This is a genomic window from Pseudomonas sp. SD17-1 (genome assembly GCF_029201585.1).
GTDB lineage: Bacteria > Pseudomonadota > Gammaproteobacteria > Pseudomonadales > Pseudomonadaceae > Aquipseudomonas > Aquipseudomonas palmensis.
In genome coordinates this window covers 2824760-2841110 of the sequence record NZ_CP104044.1, presented here as the reverse complement: position 1 = coordinate 2841110, position 16351 = coordinate 2824760, and the positions used below count along the sequence as shown (strand labels likewise).

13 protein-coding genes are annotated in these 16351 nt (G+C 61.3%); 10 read left to right on the top strand and 3 right to left on the bottom strand.

What is annotated here, in order from left to right:
* Positions 1-54: 54 nt before the first annotated feature.
* From N0B28_RS12800 to N0B28_RS12790, 3 genes are all read left to right on the top strand, one after another.
* Complete coding sequence (locus tag N0B28_RS12800) at positions 55-1095, top strand: ABC transporter substrate-binding protein (RefSeq protein ID WP_043862780.1); 1041 nt, start codon at positions 55-57, stop codon at positions 1093-1095.
* 283 nt (positions 1096-1378) lie between these two features.
* On the top strand, positions 1379-1873 hold the full coding sequence (locus tag N0B28_RS12795) for a DUF2599 domain-containing protein (protein WP_104572455.1): 495 nt from the start codon (positions 1379-1381) through the stop codon (positions 1871-1873).
* A gap of 36 nt (positions 1874-1909) precedes the next feature.
* Positions 1910-3181 carry a DUF2599 domain-containing protein gene (locus N0B28_RS12790; RefSeq protein WP_078480984.1) on the top strand — a complete coding sequence of 424 codons (1272 nt, stop codon included), beginning with the start codon at positions 1910-1912 and terminating at the stop codon, positions 3179-3181.
* A gap of 125 nt (positions 3182-3306) precedes the next feature.
* Here the strand turns inward: N0B28_RS12790 and N0B28_RS12785 are convergent, their stop codons facing one another.
* Positions 3307-4218: a LysR substrate-binding domain-containing protein gene (locus tag N0B28_RS12785; protein WP_043862783.1), complete on the bottom strand. Its 912-nt coding sequence runs from the start codon at positions 4216-4218 to the stop codon at positions 3307-3309.
* A 220-nt stretch (positions 4219-4438) separates the two neighbouring features.
* Between N0B28_RS12785 and N0B28_RS12780 the strand changes: the two genes are divergently transcribed.
* The 4 genes from N0B28_RS12780 (at position 4439) to N0B28_RS12765 (ending at position 6693) form a co-directional block, all read left to right on the top strand.
* Positions 4439-4648 (top strand): hypothetical protein, encoded by a 210-nt coding sequence (locus N0B28_RS12780; RefSeq protein ID WP_043862784.1) that lies wholly within the window; start codon positions 4439-4441, stop codon positions 4646-4648.
* A gap of 23 nt (positions 4649-4671) precedes the next feature.
* Positions 4672-4941: a hypothetical protein gene (locus N0B28_RS12775; RefSeq protein ID WP_043862785.1), complete on the top strand. Its 270-nt coding sequence runs from the start codon at positions 4672-4674 to the stop codon at positions 4939-4941.
* Between the two features lie 95 nt (positions 4942-5036).
* Positions 5037-5723 (top strand): PAS domain-containing protein, encoded by a 687-nt coding sequence (locus N0B28_RS12770; protein WP_054914513.1) that lies wholly within the window; start codon positions 5037-5039, stop codon positions 5721-5723.
* 52 nt (positions 5724-5775) lie between these two features.
* Positions 5776-6693 (top strand): pyridoxal-phosphate dependent enzyme, encoded by a 918-nt coding sequence (locus N0B28_RS12765; protein ID WP_054914512.1) that lies wholly within the window; start codon positions 5776-5778, stop codon positions 6691-6693.
* Positions 6694-6699: 6 nt separating this feature from the next.
* Here the strand turns inward: N0B28_RS12765 and N0B28_RS12760 are convergent, their stop codons facing one another.
* A complete protein-coding gene (locus N0B28_RS12760; protein WP_043862787.1) occupies positions 6700-7407 on the bottom strand; it encodes an MgtC/SapB family protein in 708 nt (235 codons plus the stop codon).
* Between the two features lie 557 nt (positions 7408-7964).
* On the opposite strand from N0B28_RS12760, the gene N0B28_RS12755 reads away from it, so the two are divergent.
* From N0B28_RS12755 to N0B28_RS12745, 3 genes are read left to right on the top strand one after another with little or no spacing between them, the layout of a single operon-like run.
* Positions 7965-8453, top strand: a complete 489-nt coding sequence (locus N0B28_RS12755; RefSeq protein WP_146095014.1) for a hypothetical protein — start codon at positions 7965-7967, stop codon at positions 8451-8453.
* A 47-nt stretch (positions 8454-8500) separates the two neighbouring features.
* Positions 8501-10546: a hypothetical protein gene (locus tag N0B28_RS12750; RefSeq protein ID WP_275732006.1), complete on the top strand. Its 2046-nt coding sequence runs from the start codon at positions 8501-8503 to the stop codon at positions 10544-10546.
* On the top strand, positions 10533-15605 hold the full coding sequence (locus N0B28_RS12745) for an RHS repeat-associated core domain-containing protein (RefSeq protein ID WP_275732004.1): 5073 nt from the start codon (positions 10533-10535) through the stop codon (positions 15603-15605). The genes N0B28_RS12750 and N0B28_RS12745 overlap by 14 nt, the downstream gene beginning before the upstream one ends.
* An 18-nt stretch (positions 15606-15623) precedes the next feature.
* Here N0B28_RS12745 and N0B28_RS12740 read toward each other — a convergent pair whose 3' ends face one another.
* Positions 15624-16346: a Crp/Fnr family transcriptional regulator gene (locus N0B28_RS12740; protein WP_043862791.1), complete on the bottom strand. Its 723-nt coding sequence runs from the start codon at positions 16344-16346 to the stop codon at positions 15624-15626.
* Between the last annotated feature and the right edge of the window lie 5 nt (positions 16347-16351).

Here is a 16351-nt window from a genome sequence, read left to right as displayed (position 1 = left end):
AACAAAACCCCGCCGGCGCGCACGAGCGTGCCGGCCTAGTCGAGGAAGTGAGCCATGACCCGATCCTTGCGTTGCAGCGTTCCGTTTGCCCTGGCCCTGTTGAGCAGTGCCGTGTTTGCCGCCCCGCAGAACCTGACCGTCATCTCGTTTGGCGGCGCCACCAAGCAGGCACAGGAAAAGGCCTACTTCCAGCCATTCAATGCCAGCGGTGCGGGCACCGTGGTGGCAGGCGAGTACAACGGCGAGCTGTCGAAAATCAAGGCCATGGTCGACGTCGGCCACACCAGCTGGGATGTGGTCGAGGTCGAAAGCCCCGAGCTGTTGCGCGGCTGTGATGAAGGCCTGTTCGAGAAACTCGACCCGCAACGTTTCGGTGACCAGGCCAATTTTGTGCCCGGCACCTTCACCGAGTGCGGCGTGGCCACCTATGTATGGTCGATGGTGATGGCCTACGACCATGCCAAGCTGGCCAAGGGGCCGACCTCATGGGCGGACTTCTGGAACGTGAAGGACTTCCCCGGCAAGCGCGGCCTGCGCAAGGGCGCCAAGTACACCCTGGAGATCGCCTTGCTCGCCGACGGCGTCAAGCCCGATGAGTTGTACAAGGTGCTCGGCACCCCTGAAGGGGTGAGCCGCGCGTTCGCCAAGCTGGACCAGATCAAGTCCAACATCCAGTGGTGGGAAGCCGGGGCGCAACCTGCGCAGTGGTTGATTGCCGGTGATGTGGTGATGAGCGCGGCGTACAACGGGCGCATCGCGGCTGCGCAGAAGGAGGGCATGAAGCTGAGCATCGTGTGGCCGCAGAGCCTGTTCGACCCTGAATACTGGGCGGTGGTGAAGGGTACGCCGAACAAGAAACTGGCCGAGGATTTCATTGCGTTCGCCAGCCAGCCACAGGCGCAGAAGGTGTTCTCGGAAAACATTCCGTATGGCCCGGTAAACAAGCAGACCCTGGGTTTGCTGCCAGCCGAAGTACAGAAGCAGTTGCCCACTGCCGAAGCCAACCTGGCCCAGGCGCGAGCAGTGGATGCGGCGTTCTGGGTTGACCATGGCGAGGAGCTGGAACAACGCTTCAATGCCTGGGCGGCGCGCTGATTCGAGCCAATATCCCACCCAGGCCTTAGCCCCCGCTACTGATACTTCTGTCAGTAGCGGGCTGGTGTTGCTCACCGTTACTGTTTGCCTTGCCGTTGGGCAGACAGTGGGAGAGCGACATGAACACCTTGCGACATACGCTGGCCCGGCCTGTCCGTACCGAACAAGCCCCCCTGGAACATCGAGACGCGCCGCCCGTATGCGCGTCACCAGCCCGCAATGGCAGCCAACGGCAACCCCTGAAGTGTGATCGACATGGGCAATCCTGCCAAAGGAGCCGGTGATGCCCATCCATCTTGCCACCAGAGCTTGTTGTTTGCTGGCAGCAGTACTGCTGACTGGCTGCATCCATCCGAGCCAGCAGTCGACGCCTCATGCGCCAGGCACCCAGGCGTCGAGCAGCGAGCTTTCCTCCGTCGACGCTTCGCCTGGCGAAGCCGCTGCGCGCGCACGTTGCACGCGCTACTTCGAGTCGGGGCAGTGGAGCTACCGCTACGACCCAGGCATCCGCAAGAACGCCTGGACCCTGGAGCTCACGCCTACCTATTGCGGGCGACGCATCCACCAGGACGAAACCAACGCCGCCTACGCGGAACTGTACAAGCGCTACGGCAGTGACTGGCGCTGGCGCCTCGACAACGGGGGCGGCATGCGTCGTCAGTTGGTGTGCCACCTGGCCACCGCCCGCTACAAGAAAACCTGGAACCTGGAGCCTTTTCGACCCGATGTGTCTCATCGCGTATCGGTGGCTGCCGGTTGCAATCCGACGCCACGTTGACAGGCAGTTTCAGCACTGCAGCACAAGGAGTGGACCATGAACAGGTTAAAGATGTTGATGTTTCTGGGGTGCGTAGCAGCCAGTGCGCCGGGGTTGGCACAGTGGGCGCCTGGCTCACCACGCAGCTCGCTGGAGGACGGCAACGCCACCGTAGCCGACCTCAGGTACAACTACAGCGCAGGCAACTCGCATTGCGGTGATTCAGGCAAACCGCCGTTTCTATGCAGCGGTGTCCTGATGCGCGTCACCCAGCGGCCGCAGAACCCCGGGGCATTTCGCATCTGGGACCCTAGCCCGACCTCGGCGAGAAGTGGCGGAACGTCGTTCTCCTACATACGTTACGACGCAAGGTTCAGATCAGTGGCGTGGGGCTTCAACGACGGTCTGATCATGTATCCCCAGGACCGCAGGCCAGCGGGCAAGGACCTGCTGATGGTGCAGTGTGCCTACAGCATGGATGGCTGGAACTGGTTCAGGAACACACCCTGCGGCACCATGGTCTACGAGGGAGTTGTTTACCCACACAGTCGGCCATGCCAGAGCCAGGGCGTCACCACGCCTCAACAATGGCTCGGGATCTGGTACCAGCCCGCCAAGTACCGCCCGCTGAATCAATGCGGCTTCGACATGCGCAGGGGCGTTGCCAACAGTGCCGGTTACTTCATGCTCATGCTGCAGATGAAAAACATACTGGCCGCAGAAGGGTTCAGCGAGCAGAACGAACTTGTTGTTACGACATGGCCGGCGGGTCGTGCCAGAACCCTGCCCATCCAGGCATTCTTCTATATGCCAGTGGGTGTGCCTGCCCACTGGCCGGCAGGGGTACCGAACGGGCTGGCCGCTGCCAGGCTCAACCAGAAGGAGTTTCGGGCCGACACCGGCATCATCGTGCCCATTGTGCGGCTGACGCCACCTGCCAACATCAATGATCACTTTCGCTTCGACTTTATCGTTGCCGATCAAGCCGAAACAGGGTCGACCGGGGTCGTGCCTCCGAAACCGGTACCAGGCCGCTGCCCGCGCTACATAGACTCGGTGAAATGGGGCGCGATCAATGGCAACCAGTGGAGCCTGGAAATCAAGCCTTCCGCCTGTACCCGCACTATCGCCGCAGACCAGACCGACCTGGCGTTCCAGGAGCTGCTGAACAAGGCCGGCAGTGACCGGCAGTGGAGCAACACCAACAGCATGCGTCGCCAGTTCGTCTGCCTGCTGACCACGTACCGAACCAAGGCATCCTGGTTCATCGAGCCGCATCGCCCTTATGTGTCCCACGAGGCGGCGGTCAAGGCCAACTGCAACCCCTAGGTTGTTGCAGGCCCGCACTTTATTGCGGCCGAGCACAGGTCGTGAGTTGTCGCTTTATTGATACCTGCTGAAACTAAGCACTTGGCAGGCAGACGCAGTTACAGCGTGCAGTGATCGGCCCGCTTTCACGCCAGCCACAGCCTGAACTGCTCCTTGCAGTAATCCACGAACAACTGCGCAGGCTTGGTCAGCTGCGCACGTTTGAGCCAGGCGGCCACCAGTGCCGAACCGGTCACGTCTTCGGCGATATCCACGCACACCAGTGGCTGGCCGTCATAGCTGATGGTGGAACGTGGCCGCGTCACCAGCAGTGCGAAACCGAAACCCTGGCCGACCATGCCGCGCACCATCTCGATAGAGGGCGAGCCGAACACGATGTTCGGGTTCAGGCCCAGTTCCTCGAAAATGCTCACGAAATAGGTACGGCTGGGTTGCACGTCCAGCAGGATCATCGGCTCAAGTACCAGGTCGCGCAGCGAGACCTGGGCTTGACCGGCGAAGCGATGGCCAGCAGGCAGCAGGGCGTAGGGCCTTTGCGGCGCGGTCAGCGGCTCGGTTTCGATGGTGCTGTCCAGGTCATGCTGGTAGAAGATCGCCAGGTCGAAGCGGCCGGCCGTCAGCCCCTGTACCAGCTCTTGCTGCTCGCCATCGCGCAGGCGAATTTCCACGCCCGGAAAGCGTTGGCGAAACCCGGCGATCAGCCGCGGCAGATAGAGTGGGGCGACGGTTTCGAAACAGCCGATGTCGATCTGCCCACTCACCACGTCGTTGTCCGCCAGGGCGTTCTGCTCGAACTCATGGGCCATGCGCAGCAGTTCCTGAGCCTTGCGGTAGAACCGCGCACCGCCCGGGGTCAGTGAAACCCCCTGGGCATGATGCCGAATCAGCAACTGTACGCCGAACCCGTCTTCGAGCCCCTTGATGGCCGTGGATATCGATGGCTGTGCGATATACAGCTTGCGCGAGGCTTCGGCCACGCTGCCGCATTCGACCGTGGTGACGAAATATCTAAGCTGACGCAGGGTATAGGACGCCACGCAAACACCTCAGGTTTTAGTTTTTGCCTACCTTACCGCGTGCTGGCCTTGCGTGCCCCGCAGGTTGCAGCGGATTTTGCGGGGCACAGAGCATATTTTTCCTTCGCTGGCGAGTACGCGGCCCCTGACCATTGATCGGCTGGCTGGCACCTACCACGTCCAGGGGCCTCGAAAAACTGCAGGGCCCGCATTTGTCGGACCACGACCTGAGGTGACCGCCATGGCTATCGATCCACGCCCGCAGGATGACCCCCTGTGGAAGGACCCGCTCAACGACCCGCGACGCGAACACGACCCGGTGACTGACCCGAACGTGCGTGGCGACGACGATCGCCGCGAACACCCTAACGACGTCGAGGGCATTCCCGACACCAACCCGTCAGTGCCCGAACCTGACGAGCCGACGCCACTGTCGGATGAACGACGCTGAACCTGTACCGGAGGACGCCAAGCATGATTCATGACCCGCGCAACCGCGAGCCCGTTGCTGAAGACCAGCCACAACCGCTGCCGCAAACCTGGAAACGCCCGGACGATGGCAAGAGCCTGCCTGAACGCGATGTGGAGGTGCCGCTGCAGGATGCCGGACGCCCGGACGAAGGAGGGCAGGAGCAGAGCAATACACCCGAACCTCACAAGGAAAACCCCTACAGCCCTGACTTCAAGCCACAACGTGAGCGCAAGCCGCGCACTGATGCCGATATCGATACCGATGGTGGCTAGCAGGCGATTTTGTGCTGCGATGATTTTAACGAACCGTTGAAAATTAAACTTTATGTTGATATTTTCTCGGTTCGTTTTTTCTTGTGGTGCGCTCGATGGCCCTCGATACAACCCCTGAACGCCAGCTGGTGCTGGGCGTACTGCACGCAACGGTGCAGATGCTTGGCACTGTGCTGGGACGCACCACCGAGGTGGTCCTGCACGACCTGACCCGGCCGGAACATTCGGTGATTGCCATTGCCAACGGGCATGTCAGTGGGCGTCAGATCGGCAGCCCGGTACTGGCCGGGCCTCGTGAAGACCAGGGGTTCAATGCGGTGCTGCAGGCCCTGCGCGACAAGGGCAGCCATACCCCGGTGGTGGTGGGCAACTACCCGAGCCTGGGCCGCGACGGCAAGACCCTGCGCAGTGCCACTGCGGTGTTCCGCGACGCCTTGGGCGAGCCCTATGCCAGCCTGTGCGTGAACACCGACTTCAGTGGCATCGCCGCCGCCCAGGCGTGCCTTGAACAGCTGCTGCCCGGCACCGGGGCAGCCCCCGGCGAGCCCACCGAGAACCAACCCGACCTCGAGCAGTTGATGGCGCAGATCATCGATGCCGCCCTGCACGACGCACGCAGCCAGGGCCGGCGTATCGCCAAGGCGCAGAAGCTCGAGGCGGTGCGCCAGATGCACGATGGCGGACTGTTCATCGTCAAGGGCGCCGTCGAGAAAGCTGCCGCCGCACTCGGGGTGACACGCTACACCATCTACAACTACCTCGATGAAATCCGCAACCGCTGAGCAAGCGTTGAAATTCAATCGATCGTCGAACTGGCCTGACCTGGAGCCTGGTATGTCCCTGCATCTCGAAACCCCTTTGGTACCTTCGCGCCCGCTCAGCCTGGCCAGCGGCCAGGACGTGTGGCTCAAGCTCGACGCCCTGCAGCCCTGTGGCTCGTTCAAGCTGCGTGGCGTGGGCCTGGCTTGCCAGGCCTATGCCAGGCAAGGCAAGCGCCGCTTCGTGTCCTCGTCGGGGGGCAACGCCGGTATTGCGGTGGCCTATGCGGGCCGCTGCCTGGGCTTGCCGGTGACCGTGGTGGTGCCGCAAACCACCACCGAACGCGCCAGGCAGCTGATTCGCCAGGAGGACGCCGAGGTCATCGTGCACGGCAGCGCCTGGCACGAGGCCAATGCCTATGCGCAATCGCTGCTCACCGACGACGCGGCCTTCATCCACCCCTTCGACGATCCGCTGCTATGGCAAGGCCATGCCAGCCTGATCGACGAGGTGGTCATCAGTGGGTTCAAGCCCGATGCGATCGTGCTCTCGGTGGGCGGGGGCGGCCTGTTGGCCGGGGTGTGCGAGGGGTTGGCACGTAACGACTGGGCTGACGTGCCGGTATTTGCCGTGGAGACCGACGGCGCCGCCTCGCTGGCTGCCGCGATGGCCAGCAAGGCCCCGACGGCCCTGCCCGCAGTGACCAGCGTGGCGACCTCGCTGGGGGCCAAGCAGGTATGCCAGCAGGCCTTCGAACTCAGCCAGCAACGGCCGATTCACAGCCATGTGGTGACTGACGCTCAGGCGCTGGATGCCTGCGAACGTTTTCTGCTCGACCACCGTATCCTGGTGGAGCCGGCCTGTGGTGCAGCGCTGGCGCTGGCCTATGCACCGAGTGAGGCACTCAAGGCATATCAGTCGGTGCTGGTGGTGGTGTGCGGCGGGGTGACGGCCACCCACGAACAGATCCGCGAGTGGCGCGCCAGTTGCTGAAGCGGGTCAGTCCGACGCCAGCTCGAATACCTGCCAGCGTACCGAACTGACGCCTTTCTCAAGGCTCACCCGGCTGGCCAGGTGCTCGAGCTGCGAGGGCGCCTGCGGGTCGCCCATCAACTCGGCCCGCACCTCCAGCTTGGCCGGGTTGGGCAGGTCTTCACTGTGCAGTGATTGCAGGCGCAGGCCGCTGCTACCAAAGCTGTGCAGCATCAGGCTGCGTACCTGGATCTCGTCTTCGGCGCGGCATACGATGCGCACCTCGTAACGCTGCTCGGCCTCGCTGGCCGGTAACACATCCTGCTGGTTCAGCCGCTGGGCGATGTCACGCAGCAGGATGTTGGCGCATAGAACCATCAGGCTGCCCAGGCTCGCCTCAAGCAGTAACCCCAGGCTGCACAGCACACCGACGGCGGCGGTACACCACAGCGTGGCAGCGGTGTTCAGGCCGCGCACGTTCATGCCGTCGCGCATGATTACGCCGCCGCCCAGAAAACCGATGCCCGACACCACATAGGCCGCCACCCGCGAAGCGTCGGCCGGGAGCATGCCCGGTACGGCCTGGGTCACCAGCACGAACAGGCAGGCGCCGGTGCTCACCAGCGCATTGGTGCGCAGCCCGGTGAGGCGCTGACGCAGTTGACGTTCAGCGCCGATCAGCGCCCCCAGTACCAGCGCGACAGCCACGCGCAGCAAGAATACTTTCCAATCCATGAACCACCTCAAGGCACCGGCAGACAGCCGGCGTCAGCGCACTTGTGCGCGTAAAGATTTCGGGGATGGCAACGGGTACGAGCAGCCGACACACCTCGTCACGATGAGGGGCGTCAAGCGGGGAGGGGAAATGAAGATGCGTCATCCCGCCAGGGATGCGGATCGCCACTGACCACCGTGTTCGGCGAGCAGTGGCAGAAGGGTCTGCTGGACTAGCTCGCCGGCTGTACCTGTCGCAATCGACTAGGGCAACTGTCCAATGCAGGACTCCTGTGCAGGCTTGCAAAAATGCGGGCGAGAACGTAACGCCATGGTGCGAGCCGGTCAAGGCTTTTGTTGCAAGTGAATGAGTGTGCCAGCCTGGGCAGAGGGTTCAGCACGCGTAACTTTCACTCGATGTGCCCAGTGTTGCCATACACGTTTCATGCCTTGCAACTGGCAATATTACCAGTCTGAAAACACAGGTGCTCAGCATGAACTTGTTTAACTAGCAACTTGACCGGGAGGGCAGTGATCTTACACTCTGAATGCCACGCTGCCAGATAAAGGGCATCCTCATGAACCTCCATTTTTCGCGCACCCTTATTGCTTTCACGCTTTTCGTGATAATGATTGTGCTCTCGCTGGTCATCATCCTTTTCATGAATAAGTCCACAACGCCTCCTCCTGCACCACAGGGTATTTCAGTGTTGCATTTGTACAAAAAAAACAGCGGGGGATGCACTATCCAGATGACCGTCGGCATGCATCGCTTTGCCAACAATGATTGCGACAATGACGAGATGTATAACTTCGCCGTTGAAAACCCTCGGGATGGCGTAAGGTTCGGCATTTACAATGCCGGGCACTGTAATTCGGATGAGTCCTATTCGCACTACAAAATCGTCAATCCGATCTATGGTCAGATGACTGCAAAAATAAGTGTTTCAAAGGCCCATTATGTCGCTATTGGCCAGGAGGTAACCCGGGGCATCATCTCCGAGGGCTTCAAGGATGGGAAGCTGGAGGGCAAGGTGTCCTGCGTCTATGTATCAGCCGATGGATAAAGCACACTCCCGGCAACCCGTTCCACTCAACCGCAGGAAGCGACATCATGGCCCACGTTACAGACACTGCAGTTGCAACCTTGAGTTATTTTCTGATCGAGGCAGATGCGTTCAGAGGACAACAGAATGCCAAAGCACATCTGTTCGCGAATGGTCGTCAAAAATCAAAAGTGATCATAACCTTACAAGCCCGTAACTCGTATGGCGAAGTGGTACTGTTACCAGTTGGCGGCCTCGAGATAATTCCGTACACCACCGCGCCCGGGGGGTGGGTTTCTGGGACGCAGCCGCCCGAAACCGGGATACTGCCTTATGATGAAGGCACCGTCAGAAGTGGCAAGACTTCAAAAAAAAAACATACTGACAGCAATGACTATCAGACCTTTGTACGCTACCTGCATTTGGACCCCAGTGTTGATGCGCGCACGGTGTTCAAGTTTGCAGCCAGGATCAGAGTGCAAAGCAGAGTCTGGACGACCAACAATCTTGATGTCCCGTATGGTGGCCAAGGCGAAGGAGGGCGTTTCAATAGCAGCGTTCAGATAGAGGCTGTAGAACCAACGCAATACAGGGTAGGGCACGGGTTGGTCGTATCCAGGCCTGTGGTGGTGTTCCAGGGCGCCTCCTCAGAGGCCGGAGGGCGTGCGGCACGTGTCGAAAATACCTACGTTACATTGCAGAACCCACGAACCGCCAATGTCGTGAAGATCCACAGCATGCAACAACCCGCCTATGGATCGTCGCTCCACTTGAACAAGGCAACCTGCATCGGAGCCCCCAACAGCACGGCATCGACCCCCACGATCGTGGGCTCAACCGAAATGATGATGGCCTACTACGACCTTCTCAGCCCCCTGAGATCACCGCGTGACGCAATCTGTATTGCGGTGGGCATGATCGCCTACTTCAACGTCGTTCTGAAGAGACTCCAGCAAAGCTACACCTACGGCATGGATGTCTATGGCAACCGCTTCGATCTGTCGGTGCACCTGCATTCCGAAGACCCGAATGCAAGCAACCAGGCACCGTGGGGGTATACCTTGACCGTTGAAGGGGTGCCTCCCCGATCATTCGAGGCGCTTGCATCTTCGCGAGCTGCGCCACCATTGGGGAGTTGGCTGTCGCAGATACGTATGAGACTAGGCTCGCCAACGGGACACCTTTACCCGAATCTGCGCCAGCAGGTGGAAGTTGTAGTGGAAATACAGCCACGCACCAATCAGGACGTCTCCCAGCAAGAGCTCGACAGCGTGTGCCTGCTGCTACGCAACGATGACGGTACCTACACTGCGCTGCAGTGCGAGGATAACGGGCAAGCCCAATGGTTCTACAGGACGGTACGCAACGCCTACGACTACTACCCAGGCACGTCAGCACAGGCCAGCGCGCATGCAGCTTCAGAGGGCGAAGCACTTGCCGTCTACACCCGCCGGTTCTACGTGCATTCCCGTGCCCTTGCGGGCACCAATGTCACCCTTTGGGCGGGCATCATCCGCATACAGGGCGCTGAAGAGTACTTCTACGTCACGGACGGCAGCGAAACCAGTTTCGACGAGCACGTCGATATCAGCACAAAGCCCATCCCTGTGTTCGGCCTTGACGACTACAGCTTTGAGCGGGAACTGGTAGGCGGTGAGGGAAATTCCGATCTTTTCATCTGGGAATATGTGCTGAGCACCTGGGTGGCCTTGCGTGCCGTGGAACCTACGGGTTTCGGGATGATCCAGTGGGCCGTGCGTTCGCCCAGTGACACCCGGGCCTCCCACGTCGGCTACGCCGCCCCGGGCCACAGCGAGGTGTCCTACAACCCTCTGATCGAGCTGGGCGACGACTTCAGGCCAGTGCCCAGCGTGTCAAGGATACGCCCGCAGAGCGTCGTTGTGGTACTTCAGGGGGGCAACAACATACCGTTTCATAGCCAGTCCTCCCGAGAGCAAGGTGGCCCGCGCCCGCTGTTGTTCGTTGACGCGTATGGCAACGACCACACCTTGATGATCCATTACGCCGATACCTCTGCGTCCGGCTCACGCAGCCTGCGACTGTCGCTGGCAACGGGTGCCGAAAGCCGGAGCGCCACGGATGACGAGGCCTGACGACGTTACCCGGCGCCTGCGCGCCGGCGCGCTCTACACCCAGGCGAGTAATTTTCTGAGCCATGTAAGCACCGGCGTGGACCCCAGAACCAGCCAGTTCACGCTGGCTTGCGAGCTGCCGGCACTGCACGCCAACCACCTTGCCGGGCCGGTCATTCAACCTGCGCTGCATTTCAGCCCACTGGGCTCGCACACCGACAGCGGGTATGGCCTCGGCTGGACGCTCGGGTTGTCCATGCTTGATTTCAATACCGGTCAGCTACGGATCAATTCGGGCGACACGTTCAAGTTCGATAGCGACCGTTCGGATTTGAGCAAGGGCGGGCAACTGGTGTTCGAAGACCAGAAGCTGTGTTCGTTCAAGGTGTTCACCGTTGACGACAGGGCTCGCTGCTTTCGCATCGACTACAAGGATGGCGTCTGCGAGTACCTCGAGGTCCAGGACAACAGCGGCATGGCCATGCTCAAGCAGATCGTTTCTGCCCAGGGGCGCCGCGCGTACCTTGAATGGCTTGCAGGCAGTGGCCCCTACCTGCTGTGGACCATCCGCGACGAGCAGCGTCTGTTGCTGGACGTCCAGCATGATAGGGATGAAACCCGCTTCGTGATGTTTCCGGGTTCTGACAGCACCACAGTCGTCACGCTGCTGCGAAGTGACCGGCTCAATGAGCTGATCCTGCCTGATGGCGGCAACCGCTGGGCCTTCACCTATTGGCAGGATCCGCAAAGCCGATTGCTGTTCCCGAGCAAGGTGCTGGGGCCGCTGGGCAGCACGGACGAAGTCGATTACGCCACGGGGAACAATGGGCTTCGGCTGCCACAGGGCGCGCCGCTGACCGCTTTGCCCAGGGTGTCCACGCATCGGCACGACCCCGGTGCGGCCCAGCCGGTGGCCTACACCACCTACGCCCTGATCGGCTCCAACAACTGCTTTGGCTACGGGGGTGTCTCGGCAGGTGAATGGGCAGACGGCAAGGACAACCTCTATCTTCTGCCACGTTATGACTATGGATGCCTGCAAACCCTGCACGACGAACAGGGGCGCAAGGTGCAAAGTGTCGAATACACCTGGAATCACTATCACCTGCAGACGCAGAAGTTGACCGTGCGCGGCGAGTGCAGGGTTTGCCAGCAGAGCGTGTACGCAGACGACCCTGCAGTGGGTTGGGACGACCAGCCGGCCTGGTGTCAGCTGCCGATTGCCCGCATTACCCGCTATGAAACCGGCAACCGGTTCAGGGAGGAACGCGACACGTGCGAATACGATGCCTATGGCAATGTACTGAACCAGCGATTCGCCGATGGGCGCAGCGAAAGCCGCGAATACTATCCGCTGGGTGGCGCGCAGGGCTGCCCGGATGACGGGGGAAGGTTCGTGCGCTGGCTCAAGCGCTTCACCACTACTGCCCCGGCACCCGATGCACGGTCGGCGGGTCATGTGGCGCACACCGACTATGCCTACGTCAGGCTGCACAAGCGCCAGGCAGAGGATCGACAGCACCTGGTGCTGGACAGCGAAGTGGCTCGGGAAGCGATTGATAGCGGGGAAGTTGAAACGGCCAGAATCCTGCAGCGTGTCGAGCAGGCAGCCGACAGCCCGTTCCATGGCCTACCGATATCCAGTGTCACGCTCTACAACGGCTACGCCGCCACCACGAATTTCCTGCGCACCTTCGAAGGCCCGTTGCTGTGCGAAACCCAGCAACGGATCAGCCATGACCACCTGGTAATCAGCTCATCGACCCTGCGCCACGTGCTGACGGGCCTGACCATCGAAGAACGCAACGAACACGGTACCGTGACCCGTTTTGACCACGACGCACTGGGCCGCACCATACGCCGCATAGAAAGCGCGAACACGCCGTATGCGACCAGCACCCGCTGTACCTACCAGCTGGTTGGCCTGCAGCGTGATCGAACGGTGTACGTCGAGCAGACCGACAGCAACGGCCAGCGCCTGCGTGTGGAGCTGGATGGTCAGGGACGCCCGGTGCGCGAACTGCTCGAGTTTCTGGACAGCCCCGGTGCCCCCCTGCGTGAAGTGCGCCGAGTGACCTACGACGTACAGGGCAATGTCACCAGTGAGACCTCGCAGGACTGGGCGGCCGCCCAGAACACCCCGTTTTGTAGCAGTACGGTGCTCACCGCCTACGATGACTGGGGCTCCGTGTGCCGGGTGCAGCATGCAGACGGCACGGTGGACCATACAAAGCACGACCCCATCCAGCGTACCCAAGTGTCCTGGCAACAGAGCGCCACGGGGGAGCAAGGGCCTCGCACCACGCTGTACCTGAATGCAAGCGGCAGTGTCGAACGTGTGGAGCTGCATGAGCCTGGGGGTGGCCCGTTGTTGCGCCGGGAGCGCTGGACACTCGATGCGCTTCAGCGTCCGGTAGCCCATACGATAGAGACGCCCGATGGCGAGCAGCGCACCACGTCCACCGTCTACGACCGTGACGGCCGGGTCGCGCAGCGTACCCTGCAAGACCACAGCCGCGTGAAATGGCGCTTCGCACCCCACAGCGATGGCGATGCCATAGCAACCCTTTCACTATGCACCGCAACCCGCGAGACGTTGCTGCTCAAGCAGGCCTTCGATGGCCTGGATCGCCCCCTGACGCGTGATTGCGGCGGGCAGCAGGAAACCCTGGCGTATGTGCCGGGGCAGATTCCTCCCGAAGCACTCACACGCTCCAACGGCAGTGTCACGCACTTCGGCTATGAACCCGAGCTGGATTATCAGCTCAAGCGCATCGCACGGCCGAGCGAAAACAGTGAAAGTACCTTCACCTACAGCCCGCCCCACGGTCGCCTTACCCGGGCCACCGGCGGGCTGGGGCAGATAGATTGGGATTTCACCGCCTCGGGTGTGACCAGTGCCGAGCACTGGCACCATGCAGGCCAGCCCCATACCTGCGGCTGGCAGTATTCGTTGAACGGTCGCGTGCTGTCGTTTGCCGATGTACACGGCCAGATGACTTACTGCACCTACGATGCCGTGGGGCGTATCAGTGGCCAGCACTGCGGCCCGCTGGCCTTGCAACTGGGCTACGACGCATTCGGTCGGTTGGCGCAGACCCTCACCACCGACGGCCAGCACGGCCAGTCCCAGCAGCAGACCCTGACCTACGACCTCCTGGGCCGTGAGTGCACCCGGACATGGGTGTGCCATGGTATCTCGGGTATGCAGCGCTTTCGCCAGCGCTTGAGCTGGACCCAGCAGGATCAGGTGGCGACACGCACGTGGGAATCGCTGGAGGCGGAGCAGGCTACCTTGTTGAGCGAAGAGCACTACCGCTACGACGTGCGCAATCGCCTGGTCGAAGCCACCACGCAAGGGCCTCATCTGGTCACCGACCCCCGCACCGGGCAGCGCATTCGTCGCCAGACGTTCTGTTTCAATGCGCTCGACGGTTATGAACAGATCGACACCGAGTACGAGAATGGTCAATGCAACCACATGAGGTTCGCCTACGACAGCGATGTGGCTGCAGATCGTCCGGTTCAGATCACCCACAGCTGGCCGCAGGCTCTGATCATCGACCTTGAATACGACGCCGCTGGTCAACTGACAAGGGAGCGGCATGACGGACAACTGTGGCGGGCATTGTCCTGGGACAGCCAGGGGCACCTGACGCGCCGGGAGGACGGCACCAGTACCTGCGACTATGCGTATGACCCGCTGGGCCGTCTGATCGAGACCCGCGTCAATGGCACCACGAGCCACCGTTTTTATGACGGCCAGCGTATGGTCAACGAGCAGAGCGACCAGGGCTGGTTGACCTTGATGCGTGCCGGCAGCACCGTGTTCGCCCAGACCCTGCTGAGCCAGGCGGTACGCACGGTTATGATCAGCGCCAGCGATGGGCAAGGCAGCGTGCAGATTGAAACCGGCGAGAGCAATTGCTTTGTGGGTTACAGCGCACATGGCCTGGACAACGGCACCGCGCAAAGCCGGGTGGGCTACGCCGGTGAAGTGCGCGAAACCGACAGTCTGTTGTACATGCCCGGCAGCAACCGCCCTTACGACCCGTGCCTGTTCATGTTCCTCAGCCCCGACAGTGCAAGCCCCGATGGTGCGGGCGGCTTGAACCGCTATGCGTATTGCAGCGGCGACCCGGTCAACCGCGTTGACCCAGACGGGCATGCGTGGTGGAACTGGGTCGTGGCTGGTATCGGGCTGGTGATGGGGGCGATTGCAGTGGTCGTGACTGCCGGCACCGCAGCGCCTGCGGTAGGTGCGGCGTACACAGCTTTGCTCGGTGCCGGTGCGAGTACTGCAGGTGCTGCGGCAGGCGCTGTCGCGGCGGTGGCCACCACATCCATTGCAGGAGCCGTATCGGTGGCAGCGGTAGCGGTGGAAGCCATTGCCCTGGGTAGCGGAGCTGCGTCGATGGCGCTTGAGGCCAGTGGCAACGAAAAGGCTGCGGGCATTCTGGGCTGGATATCGTTCGGAACAGGCCTGGCTTCGTTAGGTATGTCGATTGGGTCGTCTGCGCCAAAAGTTGCCGCGAAGGCCAATCGCCTAGTGGGTGGCCTGCGCAATGGTCAACTGCTGAAAAGAAGCGCTTCGAAGTTTTCCAGCCTGCCGACTGTGACCACGCAACCCCTGAGTTCGGCACCGAAGGGGGCCTGGAAAAGCTTTTCGACGGGGCAGGATAAAATCATCTTCGGTAGCAACCGCCCCGTTGCAGGAAAAAACTTCAATACGCCCCTGAATTATTTCCGCCGTAGAACGAGTGTGAATGCCGTTCCACGGGAGATCTTGATTTTTTCGGGCTCTCACGGCGCACCCGATGGAGCCAACTGGGCCAGTAATGGCATCCGCAGATCAACCTTGATCAATTCAGATTTTTTCCTATCGGATACGGCGACCCATGGTGGCGCAGTGGGAGGAAGAGTGAGGGTAGTCGACCTCAAGGGAATGACGGAGGTGGAGTTTGGCCGCTACCTGAACAATAACGATAGCCATGTGATTCTCGGCTTTTGCTTTGGAATAAATGATCAGGCATTGAGGTTCTACAAGAACCTGGCACCGGTGACGAGTTACGTACCGTAGGGTATTGGGTATGGAAAACTAGGTACGTAACGGCAAATAGGGCAACAGGCGTTGGGTTTCACTGCGCACCACCGCATAGCATTCACAACTCAGTCGTTCCAGCTGCGGCCGATCGAGCACCTTGATGTGCCCGCGGCTGTACTCGATCACCCCCAGGCGCTGCAACTTGCCGGCCGCATCGGTGACGCCTTCGCGGCGCACGCCCAGCATGTTGGCGATCAGCTCCTGGGTCATGTTCAGCTCGTTACCGGTCAGGCGGTCCAGCGACAGCAGCAGCCAGCGGCACAACTGCTGATCGATCGAGTGGTGGCGATTGCACACGGCGGTCTGTGCCATCTGGGTGATCAGCGACTGGGTGTAGCGCAACATCAGCAGCAACAGCTCGCCATGGCGGTCGAACTCGTCCTTGAGCCGCTGGCCCGGCAAGCGCCAGGCAAGCCCGGCACTTTGCACCACGGCACGGTTGGAGGTGCTTTCGCCGCCCATGAACACCGCAATGCCCACCAGCCCCTCATTGCCCACCACGCAGATCTCCGCCGAGGCGCCGTTTTCCATGACATACAGCAGCGAAACGATGGCATCGGTGGGAAAGTACACATGCGTCAGCCTGTCGCCCGGCTCGTAGATCACCTTGCCCAGCGGCAAGGCAACCTGCTCAAGGTGCGGCAGCAGCCGCTCGCGTACCGGGTCGGGCAGGGCGGCGAGCAGATGGTTCTGCCCGCTGGCTGGATCATGGGACATGGGGC

What these genes read in the sequence shown, in the direction of transcription:
- N0B28_RS12800 (WP_043862780.1), top strand. Translation starts at nt 55, where the DNA reads ATGACCCGATCCTTGCGTTGCAGCGTTCCGTTTGCCCTGGCCCTGTTG.
- N0B28_RS12795 (WP_104572455.1), top strand. Translation starts at nt 1,379, where the DNA reads ATGCCCATCCATCTTGCCACCAGAGCTTGTTGTTTGCTGGCAGCAGTA.
- N0B28_RS12790 (WP_078480984.1), top strand. Translation starts at nt 1,910, where the DNA reads ATGAACAGGTTAAAGATGTTGATGTTTCTGGGGTGCGTAGCAGCCAGT.
- N0B28_RS12780 (WP_043862784.1), top strand. Translation starts at nt 4,439, where the DNA reads ATGGCTATCGATCCACGCCCGCAGGATGACCCCCTGTGGAAGGACCCG.
- N0B28_RS12775 (WP_043862785.1), top strand. Translation starts at nt 4,672, where the DNA reads ATGATTCATGACCCGCGCAACCGCGAGCCCGTTGCTGAAGACCAGCCA.
- N0B28_RS12770 (WP_054914513.1), top strand. Translation starts at nt 5,037, where the DNA reads ATGGCCCTCGATACAACCCCTGAACGCCAGCTGGTGCTGGGCGTACTG.
- N0B28_RS12765 (WP_054914512.1), top strand. Translation starts at nt 5,776, where the DNA reads ATGTCCCTGCATCTCGAAACCCCTTTGGTACCTTCGCGCCCGCTCAGC.
- N0B28_RS12760 (WP_043862787.1), bottom strand. Translation starts at nt 7,407, where the DNA reads ATGGATTGGAAAGTATTCTTGCTGCGCGTGGCTGTCGCGCTGGTACTG.
- N0B28_RS12755 (WP_146095014.1), top strand. Translation starts at nt 7,965, where the DNA reads ATGAACCTCCATTTTTCGCGCACCCTTATTGCTTTCACGCTTTTCGTG.
- N0B28_RS12750 (WP_275732006.1), top strand. Translation starts at nt 8,501, where the DNA reads ATGGCCCACGTTACAGACACTGCAGTTGCAACCTTGAGTTATTTTCTG.
- N0B28_RS12745 (WP_275732004.1), top strand. Translation starts at nt 10,533, where the DNA reads ATGACGAGGCCTGACGACGTTACCCGGCGCCTGCGCGCCGGCGCGCTC.
- N0B28_RS12740 (WP_043862791.1), bottom strand. Translation starts at nt 16,346, where the DNA reads ATGTCCCATGATCCAGCCAGCGGGCAGAACCATCTGCTCGCCGCCCTG.